The sequence below is a fragment of the Methylocystis sp. MJC1 genome (genome assembly GCF_026427715.1).
Lineage (GTDB): Bacteria > Pseudomonadota > Alphaproteobacteria > Rhizobiales > Beijerinckiaceae > Methylocystis.
This window is the reverse complement of record NZ_CP107558.1, coordinates 3,858,972-3,874,337: the sequence shown is the minus strand read 5'-3', so window position 1 is coordinate 3,874,337 and position 15,366 is coordinate 3,858,972. Positions and strand designations below refer to the sequence as shown.

Annotated in this window: 13 protein-coding genes; 7 read left to right on the top strand and 6 right to left on the bottom strand. The window is 65.7% G+C overall.

All coding sequences use genetic code 11. The features are described 5' to 3' along the window. The first annotated feature begins 7 nt into the window (after positions 1-7). From OGR47_RS18595 to OGR47_RS18585, 3 genes are all read left to right on the top strand, one after another. Entirely contained in the window at positions 8-877 is an 870-nt protein-coding gene (locus OGR47_RS18595; protein WP_165049389.1) for an HpcH/HpaI aldolase/citrate lyase family protein, read from the top strand. A 94-nt stretch (positions 878-971) separates the two neighbouring features. Continuing rightward, the gene (locus tag OGR47_RS18590; protein WP_165049387.1) at positions 972-2,303 is read left to right on the top strand and encodes a COG4223 family protein; all 1,332 of its coding nucleotides are present in this window, start codon (positions 972-974) and stop codon (positions 2,301-2,303) included. A 15-nt stretch (positions 2,304-2,318) separates the two neighbouring features. Continuing rightward, positions 2,319-3,707, top strand: a complete 1,389-nt coding sequence (locus OGR47_RS18585) for a heme biosynthesis protein HemY (RefSeq protein ID WP_165049384.1) — start codon at positions 2,319-2,321, stop codon at positions 3,705-3,707. A gap of 27 nt (positions 3,708-3,734) precedes the next feature. Here the strand turns inward: OGR47_RS18585 and OGR47_RS18580 are convergent, their stop codons facing one another. From OGR47_RS18580 to OGR47_RS18570, 3 genes are read right to left on the bottom strand one after another with little or no spacing between them, the layout of a single operon-like run. After that, positions 3,735-4,295 carry a Smr/MutS family protein gene (locus OGR47_RS18580; protein WP_165049382.1) on the bottom strand — a complete coding sequence of 187 codons (561 nt, stop codon included), beginning with the start codon at positions 4,293-4,295 and terminating at the stop codon, positions 3,735-3,737. Continuing rightward, positions 4,292-5,383, bottom strand: a complete 1,092-nt coding sequence (locus OGR47_RS18575) for a murein transglycosylase A (RefSeq protein ID WP_165049380.1) — start codon at positions 5,381-5,383, stop codon at positions 4,292-4,294. Before OGR47_RS18575 ends, OGR47_RS18580 begins: the two co-directional genes overlap by 4 nt. A gap of 4 nt (positions 5,384-5,387) precedes the next feature. Beyond that, positions 5,388-6,077, bottom strand: a complete 690-nt coding sequence (locus OGR47_RS18570) for a Tim44/TimA family putative adaptor protein (protein WP_165049378.1) — start codon at positions 6,075-6,077, stop codon at positions 5,388-5,390. Between the two features lie 127 nt (positions 6,078-6,204). Between OGR47_RS18570 and OGR47_RS18565 the strand changes: the two genes are divergently transcribed. Beyond that, positions 6,205-6,675, top strand: a complete 471-nt coding sequence (locus OGR47_RS18565; protein ID WP_246729573.1) for an FxsA family protein — start codon at positions 6,205-6,207, stop codon at positions 6,673-6,675. A gap of 67 nt (positions 6,676-6,742) precedes the next feature. Next, entirely contained in the window at positions 6,743-8,128 is a 1,386-nt protein-coding gene (locus tag OGR47_RS18560; protein WP_165049376.1) for a M20/M25/M40 family metallo-hydrolase, read from the top strand. Between the two features lie 58 nt (positions 8,129-8,186). Here OGR47_RS18560 and OGR47_RS18555 read toward each other — a convergent pair whose 3' ends face one another. Next, complete coding sequence (locus tag OGR47_RS18555; protein WP_165049374.1) at positions 8,187-9,953, bottom strand: alkaline phosphatase family protein; 1,767 nt, start codon at positions 9,951-9,953, stop codon at positions 8,187-8,189. 222 nt (positions 9,954-10,175) lie between these two features. Between OGR47_RS18555 and hemA the strand changes: the two genes are divergently transcribed. Together hemA and OGR47_RS18545 are read left to right on the top strand one after the other, a co-directional pair. Continuing rightward, complete coding sequence (gene hemA / locus OGR47_RS18550; protein WP_165049372.1) at positions 10,176-11,462, top strand: 5-aminolevulinate synthase; 1,287 nt, start codon at positions 10,176-10,178, stop codon at positions 11,460-11,462. 534 nt (positions 11,463-11,996) lie between these two features. Beyond that, on the top strand, positions 11,997-12,245 hold the full coding sequence (locus tag OGR47_RS18545) for a hypothetical protein (RefSeq protein ID WP_165049370.1): 249 nt from the start codon (positions 11,997-11,999) through the stop codon (positions 12,243-12,245). 174 nt (positions 12,246-12,419) lie between these two features. Here the strand turns inward: OGR47_RS18545 and OGR47_RS18540 are convergent, their stop codons facing one another. Further along, positions 12,420-14,681 carry an NADP-dependent malic enzyme gene (locus OGR47_RS18540; RefSeq protein WP_165049368.1) on the bottom strand — a complete coding sequence of 754 codons (2,262 nt, stop codon included), beginning with the start codon at positions 14,679-14,681 and terminating at the stop codon, positions 12,420-12,422. Between the two features lie 252 nt (positions 14,682-14,933). After that, a complete protein-coding gene (locus tag OGR47_RS18535; protein WP_165049365.1) occupies positions 14,934-15,170 on the bottom strand; it encodes a hypothetical protein in 237 nt (78 codons plus the stop codon). Positions 15,171-15,366 lie beyond the last annotated feature (196 nt).

The following is a 15,366-nucleotide window of genomic DNA, read 5'->3' as shown; positions in this document are numbered from 1 at the left end:
CTCAAAGATGATTTCGAAACTGAAACGCAGCGTCCTGGCCATGCCCGGCTCCAACGCCCGCGCGCTGGAAAAAGGCAAAAGCCTTCCCGCCGACGTTTTGATGTTCGAGCTCGAAGACGGCGTCGCCGAGGCCGCCAAGGCCATGGCGCGCGAGCAGGTCGCCTCAGCGGTCACGGGCGGCGGCTATGGCCAGCGGCAGGTGGTGGTGCGCGTCAACGCGCGCGGATCGGAGTGGTACAAGCCCGATATTTCAACAATCGCGCCCACGGGGCCGGACGCGATCGTCATCCCGAAGGTCAATTCCCGCGACGACATTCTCAAAGCCGCCGCCGACATTGTTGCGGCCGGCGCGCCGTTCAAGACCAAACTCTGGGCGATGATCGAGACCCCCCGCGCCATCTTCGACATCGAGAAGATCGCCAGCGCGGCGGACGATCCGGCTTCACGCCTCGAAGTGTTGGTGCTGGGGCCGAACGACATCGCCAAATCGACCCGCGCGCGCCTCACGCCCGGCCGGCTGGCGCTCGTGTCGTGGCTCTCCGCCGGCGTGCTGGCGGCTCGCGTGCACAATATCGAGATCATCGACGGCATCTACAACGACTTCAACGACGAGGCGGGGCTGCGGCGCGAGGCCGAGCAGGGCCGCGACATGGGCTTCGACGGCAAGATGCTGATCCATCCCAGCCAGATCGGGCCGGTCAACGAGATTTTCGCGCCGAGCGCCGAGGAAGTCGATTTAGCCCGCAAGATCATCGCCATATTCGACGAGCCGGAAAACGCCGAGAAGGGCGTGGTGCAGATCGACGGCAAAATGGTCGAGCGGCTCCATCTGGATATCGCCCGCCGCACCCTCGCGCTGATGGAGGCCGCCGGCTGACAAGCGGATGCGGGCGCATTAGCCTGTTTCGCGCGCAACCTGCGTACTTTATACCTGCTTCACCACGGGGTGAAACGCAGCGAGGACGATCAGCATGGCGGCGCCTGAATCAGAGGTGACGAAGGATCAAGCTTCCGAGGTCGAGACTCCCGCGGCGACGGAGGCGCAAGTCCCGCCGGCCCGTCCGCCGGGGAAGCGCCGCTCGGGAGGCGTTGCTTCCAAGCTCGTCGTTTCGACCCTGGCCTTGTTGGTCGCGCTGGGCGCCGCCGGCTATGGCGTGCTGACCTTCCGGCACGTGGACCCCCGCGTCGACGAGGTTGCGAATCATATCGACGCCGGTCTTGTCGCGGCGCAGGGCGCTGTCGACAAGGCGCGGGGATTGCTTGACGATCTGACGGGATCGGTGAAACCCGCGCCCAAGGCGGCCTCGCGCCACGCCTTGCTCGACAAGGCGCCGCTTACGCCCGCTCCTGCCCCATCGCCGGCTGAAACCGCGCCACCCCCCGCGCCGCCGGCCCCAGCCGAAGCCGTGAAGGAGCCCGAGAAACCGGTCGAAGCTCCTGCGACGGAGGCTAAGCCCCTCGACCTCCCCGAGCCGGCTCAGAAGCCTGTCGAAACCGCCGAGGAGGCGACGCTCCTGCCGCCGCCCCCTGCCCCCGCCGCCGCGCCGGTAGAGATGCCGAAGCCCGCGCCGGCCGCCAAGGGAGAGGTCCCCGCCGCCGACGGCTTCACAGACCGCGACCTCATTTCGGCGCTCGAAGGCCGCATCGAAGCCCTGAGCGACGAAGTCCTGGCTTTGCGGCAGAAGTTCGAGGCGCCCAAGAGCGAAGCGCGCGCCGCTCCCGAGATAGAGGTTTCCAGGGCCGAGGAGACGCCGAAGCCCGCGCCGGCGCCGGTCGTCGTCTCCGCCGTGGATACGGCGAGCGCCACGGTTGTGGTCGCTTTCGCGCTTCAGCGCGATCTCGAGGCCGGCAAGCCGTTCGGCGAAGAAATCGCGGCGCTTTCCCGTCTGAACGCGGAGCCTGCGCCGGTGTTGATCGAACTCTCGGAAAAGGGGGCTCCGACCGGCGCGCAGCTGCGCGAGTCCTTGCAGGCGATCGCCAAGAAGATCGAAGCGCACGAGACCCATTCGGGGGCGCCACAAGGCGATCTGACCGGACAGCTGTTGGAAAGCGCGAGCAAGCTCGTGAAAGTCCGGCCGACAGGACAGGCCCATCCCGAGAGCGTCGCCGGCAAGCTCCAACATATCGAAACCGCGCTCGGACGAAACGATTTCGCCGGCGCCGAAAGCTTTTACGACAGCCTGCCGGAAGAGGCCAAAGCGGAATCCAAGGAATTCGGCCAAACCCTTCATCAACACAGCGAGGCGGCCAAGGCGGCCGACGATCTGCTGCGCGGCGCCATCGCGGCCGTCGGCAAGAAATAAGCGGGAGCGAAGGTCATGCTTTTCATGTTCTTCTTCATCATCGCGCTCGCCGTGGCCGCGTATGGGCTCGAATGGCTGATTCAGCAGCCCGGCTCGCTGACGCTCGAATTCGCCGGCAAGCATATCGAGACCTCGATTCCCGTCGCGGTCGGCGGCTTGTTGGCCCTTGTCGCCGCGGTCATCCTCATTTGGGCCATTGCCGTCGCGCTGGTGCGACTTCCGCGCCGCATGGCCGGCGGCTCGCGTGAGCGACGCAAGGCGAAGGGGCTCGACGTGATCTCGCAAGGGTTGATCGCCGTGGGCTCCGGCGACGCCGCGCGCGCCCGCAAGGCCGCTCAGCTCGCCGAGAAGCTCCTGCCCGAGGAGCCGCTGACCCAAATGCTCGTCGCCCAGGCGGCGCAGCTCTCCGGCGACCGCGCGACGTCGGCCAAGGCCTTTCACAAGATGACGCTGAAGCCGGAGACCAAGCTCCTCGGCCTGCGCGGGCTGCATATCGAGGCCAAGCGCCGCGAGGACGCCGAGGCGGCGGCGCATTTCGCCAACGCCGCCCATGAGATCGCGCCCTTACCCTGGGCTGGCTCCGCCGTGCTGGAGCATCTCGCCGCGGCTGGCGATTGGGAGAAGGCGCGCGAGGCTCTGGAAAAAAGTGTCGGCGTCAAGGCGATCGACCTGGTCTCGGCGCAGAAGCTGCGGGCTGTCATCGAGACGGCCATGGCGGTGTCGCGCGAGCGCGAACATCCCCATGATGCGCTACATCTCGCCCGCCAGGCCCTCAAGCGCCGGCCGGGCTTCGTTCCCGCCGCCGTGACCGCCGCCCAAGTGCTCATTCGCCACGGCGATTACAAGCAGGCGGCCAAGCTCGTCGAGGGCGTCTGGGCGCTTTCGCCGCATCCCGAGCTTGCGGCCCTCTATCTTGAAGCGCTGCCGGGGGAATCGAACAGCCAGCGCGTGACGCGGGTCGAAAAGCTCGCCAAGCTTGCGACCCAGGCGCCCGCAAGCCGCCATATCGTCGCTGAGGCGGCGCTTGCGGCCCGCGATTTCGCCAAGGCCCGCGAGGCGCTCGCGCCGCTCGTCGCGGAGGGGCAACATCCGAGCGCTCATACCTGCCTGCTGATGGCGGAAATCGAGGACGCCGAGAACGGCCAGAGCGGCCCGGTGCGCGAATGGCTGGCGCGCGGCAGCCGGGCCCCGCGTGACCCGGCTTGGATGGCCGATGGGGTGGTCTCCAAACATTGGCTGCCGATGTCGCCCGCCACGGGCCGGCTCGACGCATTCGAATGGAAGACGCCGCCGCATTCGGCCCCGCAGATCACGGAGGAAGGGCGCCCCAATATTCCAGCCGCTTTCCTCGCCGCGCCGGTGGAGAAGCCTGCGGCGCTCGCGGCGGCGCCTGCTCAATCCTAACGCGGCGCTTTTCTTCTGCTGCCGAGATCAGCTGACGCGGTGGCGATCCGCCCGGCGGATCTGCACGTAAAGCGCGCCCTCGCCCCCGTGATGGCGCGCCGCTTCGCCGAAGCCTACAACGACGTCGCGCAGGCTCGGCGCCTGCAGCCACATGGGCACGACGCGGCGCAGCACGCCGCCCTCCTCGCGCGAGAGGCCCTTGCCGGTGACGATGATGGCGACCTTGGCGCCCTCTGCCTGCGCGCGGCGCAGGAAGGCGTTGAGCGCGCGCTGCGCCTCGTCCTGCCGCATCCCGTGAAGATCGAGCTTGGCTCCGACCTCCAGCCGTCCCCGCTTGATCTTCACCCGCGTGCGATGGTCGATCTCGACGAGAGGCGTCGCAGGCTTGGGCGCCGGCGGCCGATCGCGATGGGCGACAGGCGCGGGCGCCTTCTCCCGCACCGGCTCGGGAGCGCTGGCCGGCGCGGGTGGCTCGGCGACGGGAGCGGGCCGCGCCCGGAAAGGGCGCACGCTGGCGGTGACGATCGACCAAAGCTCCGACTCGGCGCGAGTCAGCCGGCGGGAATAGCGTCGCCTGTCGTCGCTCACGGCAATGGGTCCTTTTTTGGTAGAAAAACGTGGAAATCCGCTTCGTGCCTGACGCGGCCTGCCAACGCTCCGGCCCCCGCGCCCGAACCGAAAAATAGATCGGCGCGCGCCGCGCCTAAAATCGCCGATCCCGTATCCTGCGCGATCATCATCCGCGCGAACCGTGTATCCGCCTCCCTCTCCCAGGGAACGCCCGCCGCGATCCAGAAGGGGAGGCCGTAACACCAGATCGACCGATCGACGGCGATGGAGCGCAGCGGCGTGAGCGCCGCGCCTTCGCCCCCGATCGGCCCGAGCGCTCGGTCTTTCGAGTCGTCGATGCGGAAGAAAACATAAGACCTATTTTCCTGCATCAGCCTTCGGCCAGGCTGACCGGGGCCGACTCCCATATCGCGCAGAGCCGCCTTCAGCCCTTCGAGCGACATCGCGCCTTCGGGCATAAGCCCGCGCTCGATCATCAACCGGCCGATTGAGGTGTAAGGCCAGCCGTTGCGACCGTCATAGGTGAGCGCGAGCGCGGTTCCGTCCGCAAGCCGCAATCGGGCGGAGCCTTGCACCTGAATGAGGAAGAGCTCGACCGGGTCGCGGACGTAAGCAAGCGGGATCGACCCCGTCGCCGCCCCCTCTTCCTCGATCTCGCGTCGCGGCGGATAGGGAATGAGACTTCCATCCGGCAGGCGCCGTGCGCTCGTGAGCGCCTCCCCGGACGATAGGGAAAGCGGCGCGTCGTTCAATGTGACGAGATCGGACGGGCGCGAGAGCGCCGGCGTCTCGAAACCGGGCTCAGGGGCGAGGCGCGCCACGACCTCCGGCTCGTAATAGGCGGTGACAAAGCCCTTTTTGCCGAGGCGAAATGGCGCGAACCAGCGCCGAAAGAAGGCCGCGCCGGACTCTGGCCTTTCGAGCGCCGCGCGCGCCACGGCGATCAGCTCCGGCGGCGGCGGACAGGCTGGCCGCTGTTCGGCCGATGCGGCGACGATGCGCTCGGCGGAGCGCCGGAAGACCGGAAAAGCGGCGTCGAGATCGTCCTCGCCAAAACCCGCAATCGCATCGAAGGCGACCGATTCGAGATCCGAAGGAGGACGCACGGAATCAGACGGCGCGGGTGGCGACGAGCTTCCAATTGGGGTCCGAGGCGCGCGGATCGCGTGCGAAGGTCCAAAGCTCCTCGACCGGCGTGGTGGCGCCGCCTTCGATGACCTCGCCCGCCTTGTCCTTGCGGATATTCATCAGCCGCACGGCGAAACGGACGGTGATTTCATTGAGGCGCGGCGCGGCGCTGGCGGAATCGACCAGCGCCGAATCGATGGCGACGATCGCCGTCTCCACCGTCTCTCCTTCAGCCTCGCGCCGCGCAATCTCGCCGGCGAAGCCGTCGAAGACATCCTTGGCGAGCAGCGGGCGCAGGGCGTCGCGGTCGCCCTTGGCGAAAGCGCCGACGATCATCTCATAGGCGCGGCGGGCGCCCTCGACGAACCCCTTGCCGTCGAAGCGCGGATCGGCGGCGGCGATGGCGTCGAGCCCCGTGATCGCCTCGGCGCGATTCTCGGCGACGCCCTTCCAACGATCCTCGGGCCGCACCGCCGGCAGGTCGTCGGCGGGCGCGGCGCCCGGCAGCGGGGCGGGCCCCATCGGCGCGCGGCGCGGCTCGAATTGCGTGGGCGGCGGCGCGTCGCGGTCGACGCGCACGCCGAGCACGGAGCGCAGCTTCCACACCACGAAAATGGCGAGCGCCGCAAAGACGATCAGCGACGGGTCGAAAGGTTCGCCGCTCGGCGACATTGGTCACTCCCGGATTCTTCTCTTGTCGGCTAACATGTCGCCGCTCACATGTCACGAATCAAGGCCGGCTCCGCGCCCCATCGGGCGTGCGCGGCCAAGCGTTTGCGAGCGCGGGAGTGTTCCACGAGTGACCGACAGGACGAAGCTCATCGGCTTGGCGCTCGGCCTTTGGCTCGCGCTGGAAATTCTGGCCTTCGCCTTTGTCCTGCGCGCGATCGGGCTCCTTGCCGCGATCCTGCTCGGGCTAGGCACGACCGGGATCGGCCTTGCGGACGTCAAGCGGCTTCTCGCCGTCTGGCGGGAGCGCGGAAAATGGCGCGCCGAGGGCGCCATGCTCGATGGGGCGATTCAGGCGCTCGCTTCTTTCCTATTGATCTTGCCGGGCTTCGCCTCGGATGTCGCAGGGCTCGCGCTGAAATCGCCGTCCGTGCGCTCGGCGGTGCTGAATCGCATCCGAAACCGTGGCAAGGGCCCCGACAAGCCGGCCGGCCCGCAGACCATCGACCTCGCGCCGCATGAGTGGAAACATCTCACCAAAAGCGGCCGCCCCAAGCGCAAGCGCAAGAAGCCGGATGGCGCTCAGGCGTCGAGCCAGTGATCTCTCCGGCCTTTCCTCTGCCCTAACTTCGCACTAGCCTCGCTCCAACTGCGAAGGACTTGATTCCATGGCCACGATCGACGCCGTCCTGAACACGATCGACGCGAATCTCCCCGCGTCGACCCAGCGCCTCTTCGACCTTTTGAGCATCCCTTCGGTCTCGACCGACCCCGCCTTTACCCAGCATTGCCAGCGCGCCGCCAATTGGCTGGCGGACCAGCTCAAAGGCTTGGGATATACGGCGGATGTACATGAGACGCCCGGCCATCCGATCGTCGTCGGCCACGCCAAGGCGAAGCGCAAGGACGCGCCGCATGTGCTGTTTTACGGCCATTACGACGTGCAGCCGGCCGATCCGCTGGGACTTTGGGAGTCGGACCCCTTTGCGCCGCGTCTTGCGGCCGGCAAGGATGGCGACGAGATCGTCGCGCGCGGCGCTTCAGACGATAAGGGTCAGCTCATGACCTTCATCGAGGCCTGCCGCGCCTTCGAAGAGAACGGCGGCCTGCCCTGCAACGTCACTTTCCTCTTCGAGGGCGAGGAGGAGACGGGCTCGCCTTCCCTCCCCGGCTTCCTCGCCGCCAATAAGGACGAGCTCTCGCAGCCCGACATTGCGCTCGTCTGCGACACCAGCATGTGGAACGCGACCACGCCGGCGATCACGGTCATGCTGCGCGGCCTGGCGCAGGAAGAAGTCTTCATCCGCATCGCGAGCCACGATCTGCATTCGGGCATGTTCGGCGGGCCGGTGAACAATCCCGTCCATGTGCTCGCGAAAATCATCGCCGATCTGCATGACGAAGAAGGGAAAGTGACGCTCCCCGGCTTCTATGCCGGCGTGCCGGAAATCCCTGAGGATATCGCCGAGCAGTGGCGCGCGCTCGACTTCGACGAGGCGACGTGGCTCGGCGAGATCGGCCTGACGCGGATCGGCGGCGAAAAGGGCTGCGGCATATTGGAGCAGATTTGGGCGCGGCCGACCTGCGACGTGAACGGCGTCGTCGGCGGCTATACCGGCAAGGGCTCGAAGACGGTGCTGCCCGCGGAGGCGTCCGCCAAATTCTCCTTCCGGCTTGTCGGCAAGCAGGACGCCAAAGCGGTGCTCGAGAGCTTCCGCGCCTTTGTGAAGGAGCGTCTGCCGGCCGACGCCAAGGTCGAGTTCATCAACCACGGCGCCTCCAACGCGCTGCAGCTTCCCTTTGGTTCCGAAGCGCTGAATCGGGCGCGGCGGGCGCTCACGGAAGAGTGGGGCAAGGAGGCGGCGCTGGCGGGCTGCGGCGGCTCGATCCCGATCGTCGGCGCCTTCAAGCGCGACCTCAATATGGATGCGCTGATGATCGGCTTCGCCCTCGACGACGACCGCATCCACTCGCCCAACGAGAAATACAGCTACACCTCCTTCCACAAGGGCGCGCGTAGCTGGGCGCGGGTGTTGGACGCGTTGGCGTCGTAAAGAAAAAGCCCCGGCCGGGCTCGCGCGCCGGCCGGGGCCTTGATCCGCTTGGCGCGCCTTAGCGGGCGATCGTCACCGCCGTCGAGAGGCTGCGAACCGCCGCGTCGCGCGAGGAGAGCGACGGGAGACCGAAGCGTTCCTCGATCAACTTCAGCACCGACGTCGTGTCATGCGCGTGGCTGTCGACGCCGGAGCGGCGGAAGCGGGCCGAGATGATCAGCGCAGGAATGCGTGTGCCAGGGCCCCACTGATCGGACGGCGCGGATTTGTCGACATTGTGGGGCGGCGGCGGCACATGGTCCCAGGCGCCGCCGAACTCGTCATAAGTGACAATGATGAGTGTCTTCTGCGCGTCCGGACCTTTGACGATCGCGTCGACCAGCTCGACGAGATGGTTGCTGCCGGCGGCTTCGCTCGCATAGCCGGGATGTTCATTGTCCGCGCCCAGCGGCTTCACGAAGCTCACAGCCTTGAGCTTGCCGTTCTTGGCGGCGTCGATGAACTCGGCTTCGTCGAGCAGATGCGCCTTGCGGGCGTCCGTGCCCGGGGCGTAGGCGGCGAAGTAGTTGAACGCCTGATGGTGGTACTGGAAGTTCTTATCCGGGCAGCGGAGCACGCCGCCGACCGTCTGCGGGTTGGCGTTTGGATCGAAACAGGCGCCGCCGACGCCATTGGTCCAGCCCTTGCCGCTCGTGTTGCCTTCGGCATTGTCCCAGCCGCCGGAATACCAGGCCCAGTCGATGTTTTTCGCGCTCAGCAGGTCGCCGATCGTCGGATTGGCGAGCGGCGGAAGGCGCTTGGCGTCGGCGGTTCCGGGCGCGTAGGGCCACGCCCAGGCCTGCGTGGTGTTGACCGCGTAATCACCGCAGGCGACGCCGGCGGGCGCAGGCGGCAGGTTCGCGGCGTTGCGGGCGTCTCCAGCGCAGTAGGCCGTCAAGGATCTGTCGCGCAGCGTCGCCGCCGTCGCGGCGTTCGTCGAAGAATAGAGCGGCGTCTTGGTCGGCATGCCGTTGGCGTCGACGATCGAGTGAAGGTCGTTGCCGGAGCCGTCCGTCACCGGATTGGCGAAGACCGGTGTCTTCGCCGCGATCAGCCATTGATGGTTGAGGAAGGAGCCGCCGAAGGCCGCCTGAAAGAAGTTGTCCTCGATGACATATTTCGGCGCGCCGGGCTGGTGCAGATATTTGTAGAGCGGCAGCTTGCGGGTGTCGTAGTAGCCCATGACGAGGCCCATCGCGTCGCTGCCGGTCACATAGCGATTCTGCTGGCCGCCATTGATCTGATACTGCTCCGAATAGAAGCGATGCACGATGTCGCGCGTGCAGCCGCCAGCCAGGCCCTGGCCTTTCGCCACGCCGCTCGGCGCGAAGACGCCGGGAGCCGGGCAGGTCGTGTCCGCCGACGCGATATGCTCATCGATCTGGAACCGATCGAAAAAGGCCCCGTTGATCGGCGAGCCGGCTCCCGACGTGTCATCCGTGCAGATTGTGGCGAGCGGCGCGGGCGACGTGAGATTGACGTCGTTCTGCGGCAGGCAGAGATAGGGCTTGGACCCATCGGCGGAAGAACGGATCTGCACCCAGGGCCCCGGCTGTCCAGCATGCTCGAAGCGTTCGAGCGCGCGCAGGCCATTGATTTCCCGCTCGCCGACCGCGTCCCAGAGTCCGTAGAGATTATCGAAGCTGTGGTTCTCCTGGTAGATGACCACGATCTTGTCGAAATCGCCGAGGCTGGCGTGGCCGCCCGAGCGGTGATCGCCTTCCTGCGCGCAGACGGGCGCCGTTGCGAGCGCTGCAAGGCCCAGCGCGATCTTAAAGGATTTCATAATACGCCCCTTTTACATAAGACCGGCCGAGACTTAGGCAGTCTCCATGTCCGGTCTGTGAACCCGCGCGCAGACTGCCGAGCTTGGAGCCTTGCCGCGACGTTCCGCCACTCGCTTTCCGGCTTAGGATGGGCTATGTAAGAAAACGTCCAAACAAGGCGCAGGGCAGGACGGGGCCGGCAGTCTGGTTTGATGGGCGTCAAAGATCGAGGGTTGGGTCATATGGTCTATCGGCGATATTTCGAGGCGGCCGTCTCCCGTCTGAAGGACGAACGCCGCTATCGCATCTTCGCGCATCTCGAACGCGACGTGGAGAGCTTCCCCGTCGCCCGATGGATTCGAGATGACGGCTCGATCGAAAACGTCACCGTATGGTGTTCGAACGATTACCTCGGCATGGGCCAGCACCCCGAGGTCATCGACGCCATGCTGCAGACCGCCAGCAAAGTTGGCGCCGGGTCGGGCGGCACCCGCAATATTTCGGGCACAAGCCACGCCATCGTCGAGCTGGAGCACGAGCTCGCCGACCTCCATGGCAAGGAGGCGGCCCTGGTCTTCACCTCGGGCTGGATTTCCAATCTCGCGGCGATCTCGACCATCGCCGACCTTCTGCCCAATTGCGTGATTCTGTCCGACGCCTCGAATCACAATTCCATGATCGAGGGCGTGAAGCGCTCGCGGGCGGAACGGAAAATCTTCCGCCACAACGACCTCGCCCATCTCGAGGAGCTGCTGATCGAAGCCGGCGACCGGCCGAAGCTCGTCATCTTCGAGAGCCTCTACTCCATGAACGGCAATGTCGCGCCTGTCGCCGAGATTGCCGCTCTCGCCGAGCGCTACGGCGCCATGACCTATGTGGATGAAGTCCACGCGGTCGGCATGTATGGCCCACGCGGCGCCGGCATCTGCGAGCGCGAGGGCGTCATGGGCCGCATCGACGTCATCGAGGGCACGCTGGCCAAGGGCTTCGGCGCCATGGGCGGCTATGTCGCCGGCGACGCCGCGGTCATCGACGCTATTCGCTCTTACGCGCCGGCTTTCATCTTCTCGACCGCTTTGCCGCCGCCGGTGGCCGCCGCCGCCTGCGCCGCCGTCCGGCTCTTGAAGCGCCGCTCCGATCTGCGCGCCGCGCATCAGCGCGCGGCTCATATCACCAAACATGCGCTCGCCGCCGCCGGTCTCCCGGTGCTGGAAAACGGCTCGCATATCGTGCCGGTGATGGTGCGCGAGGCGGAGCTGTGCAAGGCGGCGAGCGATCTGCTGCTCACGCGGCACAATATCTACATCCAGCCCATCAACTATCCGACCGTCGCCAAGGGATCGGAGCGCCTGCGCATCACCCCGACGCCGCGCCATACGCATGAGCATATCGCCCATCTCGTTGAAGCGATGGCCGATGTCTGGCAGACGCTCGGGATCGCCTTCGCCGAGCCGCCGTCGCATCTCCATGTCGACGACAAGAGCGCCGAGCGCTGCACCTATCCCGAGATCAAACTCGCGGCGCAGTAATACGAGATGTGATCTACTTTCCCAAGATCGTCCTGAAAACAGGGCCCAGACTGCGCGCAGGCTGGGGCCTTTCGTCGCGAAGTGCGTTACAGATGGCGTCAAGTTGATCGCGGTGGTCGGCGACGACTGTGCAGCGGTTGAAGATGCAATCGATCAACTGCTTGTCGGCGATGGGTAAGCACGCCACGTTTCATTTTGATCAGTTCGCACCCCGCCGAGTCGCTGGAGGAGGCCGTCGCCTTTGCGCGTTCTCTTTGGGATGGGTGCCTTTTAGACGTGCAAATCGTCGAACTCTGACTTCTGCCGCCTTTATTTCAGATGGTTAAAGTCGAGTATACAAGGCCGCTCCACCTCATCGGGCTCTGATATCTCGTTGGCGTCGCCCCGTCTGAAAACCTTGGGCCAAACCGTATGGTTAAAAAACCGTGCCGTTGATTAAAGTTGTCCCACGCGGGTTCAAACGGCGTTAGGCGGCGTGGTGTCCTCTACTTTCGATACGAGCTGGCAACCACATTCGCAAATGGGGCCATCGCAATGAGCCGTCTTCATTATTCCTTCAACAGCGCCGTGGCGGCCGCTGTGGCGCAACCGGAACCTGAGGAAGCACGCGTCCTTCGCGCGCCCCGGCGGCCGAAGCTCAGGAACCGCCAATATCTGAGAAGCGCCACGGAAAATCTTGGCCTTTTTGCCTTTGGTTTCGGCGCGACGAATCTCGTGATCCATTTCGCGTTCGGCTTCTTCTATGGCCTACCCATGTCGAACCTGTTGCGCATCAATTTCTAATACGAAATCCCGTTGCTAGGGCCGTCATTCCCGACGCTCGCAAAGCGAGCGCTCGGGAATCCAGAGCAAAATCAGCGCTCTTGTGGCTCTGGATTCCCGGTCGGGCTTTCAGCCCGCCGGGAATGACCAAGCCCCAGTGCGGGCTATTCAGGCCGGAACGTACCGGGCCGCGCGCTAGCCGCCGAGGCCGAAAGCGGCGAGCGCCGCCATGTTCACGATCTCCGTATCCGTCGATCCGAGCTGGACGATCTGGATGGGCTTGTCGAGGCCGACGATCAGCGGGCCGAGGACGGTGGCGTCGCCAAGTTCCTGCAGCATCTTGGTCGAGATCGCCGCCGAGTGGAAGGCCGGCATGATGAGGACATTCGCCGTGTCCTTCAGCCGGGAGAAGGGATAGGCGCTCATCAAGTCTTTGTTGAGCGCGATGTCGGCGCCCATCTCGCCCTCATATTCGAAATCGACGCGGCGCTGGTCGAGCACGCGCACCGCCTCGTGCACCCGCGCCGTGCGCTCGCCCGGCGGATAGCCAAAGGTCGAGAAAGCCAGCATCGCCACGCGAGGCACGAGGCCGATGCGCCGCGCGACGCCCGCCGCTTCGATCGCGATTTCGGCGAGCTCGGTGGCCTCCGGCAATTCGGTGATCGCGGTATCGGCGACGACCACCACGCGGCCCTTGGCGAGAATGAGCGACACGCCGATGACGCGATGGCCGGGCTTCTGATCGACGACGCGGCGCACTTCCTCGAGCGCATTGGAGAAATTGCGGGTGACGCCCGTCACCATGGCGTCGGCGTCGCCGCGCGCCACCATGGCGGCGGCGAAATGGTTGCGGTCCTGGTTGATGAGGCGCTGGCAGTCGCGGAACAAAAAGCCCTTGCGCTGCAGCCGCTCGAACAGGAATTGCGCATAGACGCCGTTGCGTTGGGAGAGCTTCGCATTGTGAATCTCGATGCCGGGAACGAGCTCCACGCCGGCGTTGGCGGCGTTGGCCCTCACCCGATCCTCGCGGCCGACGAGCACCGCCTCGCCCAATTCCTGATTCACATAAGCGACCGCCGCGCGGATCACCTGCTGCTCCTCGCCCTCGGCGAAGACGACGCGCTTGGGTTCGCGCCGCACGCGCTCATAGATCGTCTGCATGAGGCCGGCGATCGGATCGCGACGCGCCGAGAGCTCGGCGCGATAGGCTTTCATGTCGATGATCGGACGGCGGGCGACGCCCGACTCCATCGCCGCCCGCGCCACCGCCGGCGGGATCACTGAGATGAGGCGCGGATCGAAAGGCGCGGGGATGAGATAGTCGCGGCCGAAGCGCGGGCGCGCGCCGCGATAGGCGTTGGCGACTTCGTCCGGCACGTCTTCACGCGCAAGATCGGCCAGCGCCTGCGCGGCGGCGATCTTCATTTCCATGTTGATGGTCTTGGCGCGCACGTCGAGCGCGCCGCGGAAGATGTAGGGAAAGCCCAGGACATTGTTGACTTGGTTGGGGTAGTCCGAGCGCCCCGTCGCGATGATCGCGTCCGGCCGCGCCGCGCGCGCTTCTTCCGGCGTGATCTCGGGATCTGGATTGGCCATCGCGAAAATGATCGGGTCCGGCGCCATGGATTTCAGCATGTCGGGCGTCAGCGCGCCCTTCACGGAAAGGCCGAAGAAGACATCGGCGCCCTCGAGCGCCTCGGTGAGCGTGCGCGCGCTCGTCTCGACGGCGTGGGCGCTCTTCCATTGGTTCATGCCCGCTTCGCGACCGCGATAGACCACGCCCTTGGTGTCGCAGAGCGTGACGTTGCGGTGGTCGAAGCCGAGCGCCTTGGCGAGATCAAGACAGGCGATGCCCGCCGCGCCCGCGCCATTGCAGACGAGCTTCGCGGTCTTGATGTCGCGGCCCGTCAGCAGCAGCGCATTGATGAGGCCGGCGGAGGAAATGATCGCCGTGCCGTGCTGGTCGTCATGAAAGACGGGAATATCCATGAGCGCGCGCAAGCGCTCTTCGATCACGAAACACTCGGGCGCCTTGATGTCCTCGAGATTGATGCCGCCGAACGACGGCCCGAGATAGCGCACGGCGGCGACAAATTCGTCGATCTCCTTGGTGTCAACTTCGAGATCGATCGAATCGATGTCGGCGAAGCGCTTGAAGAGCGCTGCCTTGCCTTCCATCACCGGCTTTGCCGCGAGGGGCCCAAGATCGCCGAGGCCGAGGATCGCCGTGCCATTGGTGATGACCGCGACCATATTGCCGCGCGTCGTGTAATCGAAGGCGAGCGTCGGGTCTTTGGCGATGGCGTGCACCGGCGCGGCGACGCCCGGCGAATAGGCGAGCGACAGATCGCGCTGCGTCGCCATGGGCTTGGTCGAGACGACGGCGAGCTTTCCCGGCCGCCCGCGCGAGTGGAAGAGCAGCGCCTCCTTGTCGGTGACCACGGGACGATCGCTCATGCTCTCATTCATGTTCCGCAAGCCTTTCCGATTGCAGCGCCTTCGGCGGCGCAGCATAGCGGCGGCGGGGGGCGGATCACAAGCGTTTGAAACGCGATGGATGCGCGTCTCGTCGAAAACAATGCAAGCAATGTGTTGCGGATGTGCAACATGCCAAGAAACATGAGACGGCCTTCGTTGGTCCGCCTTGCGCCAGCTTGGCGGTGGGTATTACTCCCTAACGTCATGCGGCGGAAAGTAAAACGATCGGCTCTAGCAGCGCGCGTGATGCATGCGGCGCTGATCGTTTGCCTTATGCTCAGCGTCGCGCCGCGCGTTTTCGGCAATCTGCTTTGGGCTGCAAGCGCGACGGACGTGGGCGTCGAGCGTTCCGCCGGCCCGCAAAATACCATCTGCGAGCGCCGAGAGCATGCCGGCGATCAAACGGATCATCATGCGGATGGCCTCGAATGCTGCGTTTTTTGCCGCTTCGATAGCGATAAGGATCATGTCCGCCTCGGTCTGATCGAGGCGATTGTCCTACTCGTAGAGTTTCCTGACGCGCCGACTGCGCTCGAATTCCCAGCAGTGGATATTCCGCCCGCGCCTGTAGAGGGCGCGCTGACTGCTTGGTCGGCCACTGCGCCGCCGACGATTTAGTTCTTTTCCTGCCTCGATCGATTGCGCGTCCGAGGAGACGCCGCTC

Excerpts from the sequence above, each read along its gene's own strand:
- OGR47_RS18595 (WP_165049389.1), top strand. The coding sequence starts at position 8 with ATGATTTCGAAACTGAAACGCAGCGTCCTGGCCATGCCCGGCTCCAAC.
- OGR47_RS18590 (WP_165049387.1), top strand. The coding sequence starts at position 972 with ATGGCGGCGCCTGAATCAGAGGTGACGAAGGATCAAGCTTCCGAGGTC.
- OGR47_RS18585 (WP_165049384.1), top strand. The coding sequence starts at position 2,319 with ATGCTTTTCATGTTCTTCTTCATCATCGCGCTCGCCGTGGCCGCGTAT.
- OGR47_RS18570 (WP_165049378.1), bottom strand. The coding sequence starts at position 6,077 with ATGTCGCCGAGCGGCGAACCTTTCGACCCGTCGCTGATCGTCTTTGCG.
- OGR47_RS18560 (WP_165049376.1), top strand. The coding sequence starts at position 6,743 with ATGGCCACGATCGACGCCGTCCTGAACACGATCGACGCGAATCTCCCC.
- OGR47_RS18555 (WP_165049374.1), bottom strand. The coding sequence starts at position 9,953 with ATGAAATCCTTTAAGATCGCGCTGGGCCTTGCAGCGCTCGCAACGGCG.
- hemA (WP_165049372.1), top strand. The coding sequence starts at position 10,176 with ATGGTCTATCGGCGATATTTCGAGGCGGCCGTCTCCCGTCTGAAGGAC.
- OGR47_RS18545 (WP_165049370.1), top strand. The coding sequence starts at position 11,997 with ATGAGCCGTCTTCATTATTCCTTCAACAGCGCCGTGGCGGCCGCTGTG.
- OGR47_RS18540 (WP_165049368.1), bottom strand. The coding sequence starts at position 14,681 with ATGAGCGATCGTCCCGTGGTCACCGACAAGGAGGCGCTGCTCTTCCAC.
- OGR47_RS18535 (WP_165049365.1), bottom strand. The coding sequence starts at position 15,170 with ATGATCCTTATCGCTATCGAAGCGGCAAAAAACGCAGCATTCGAGGCC.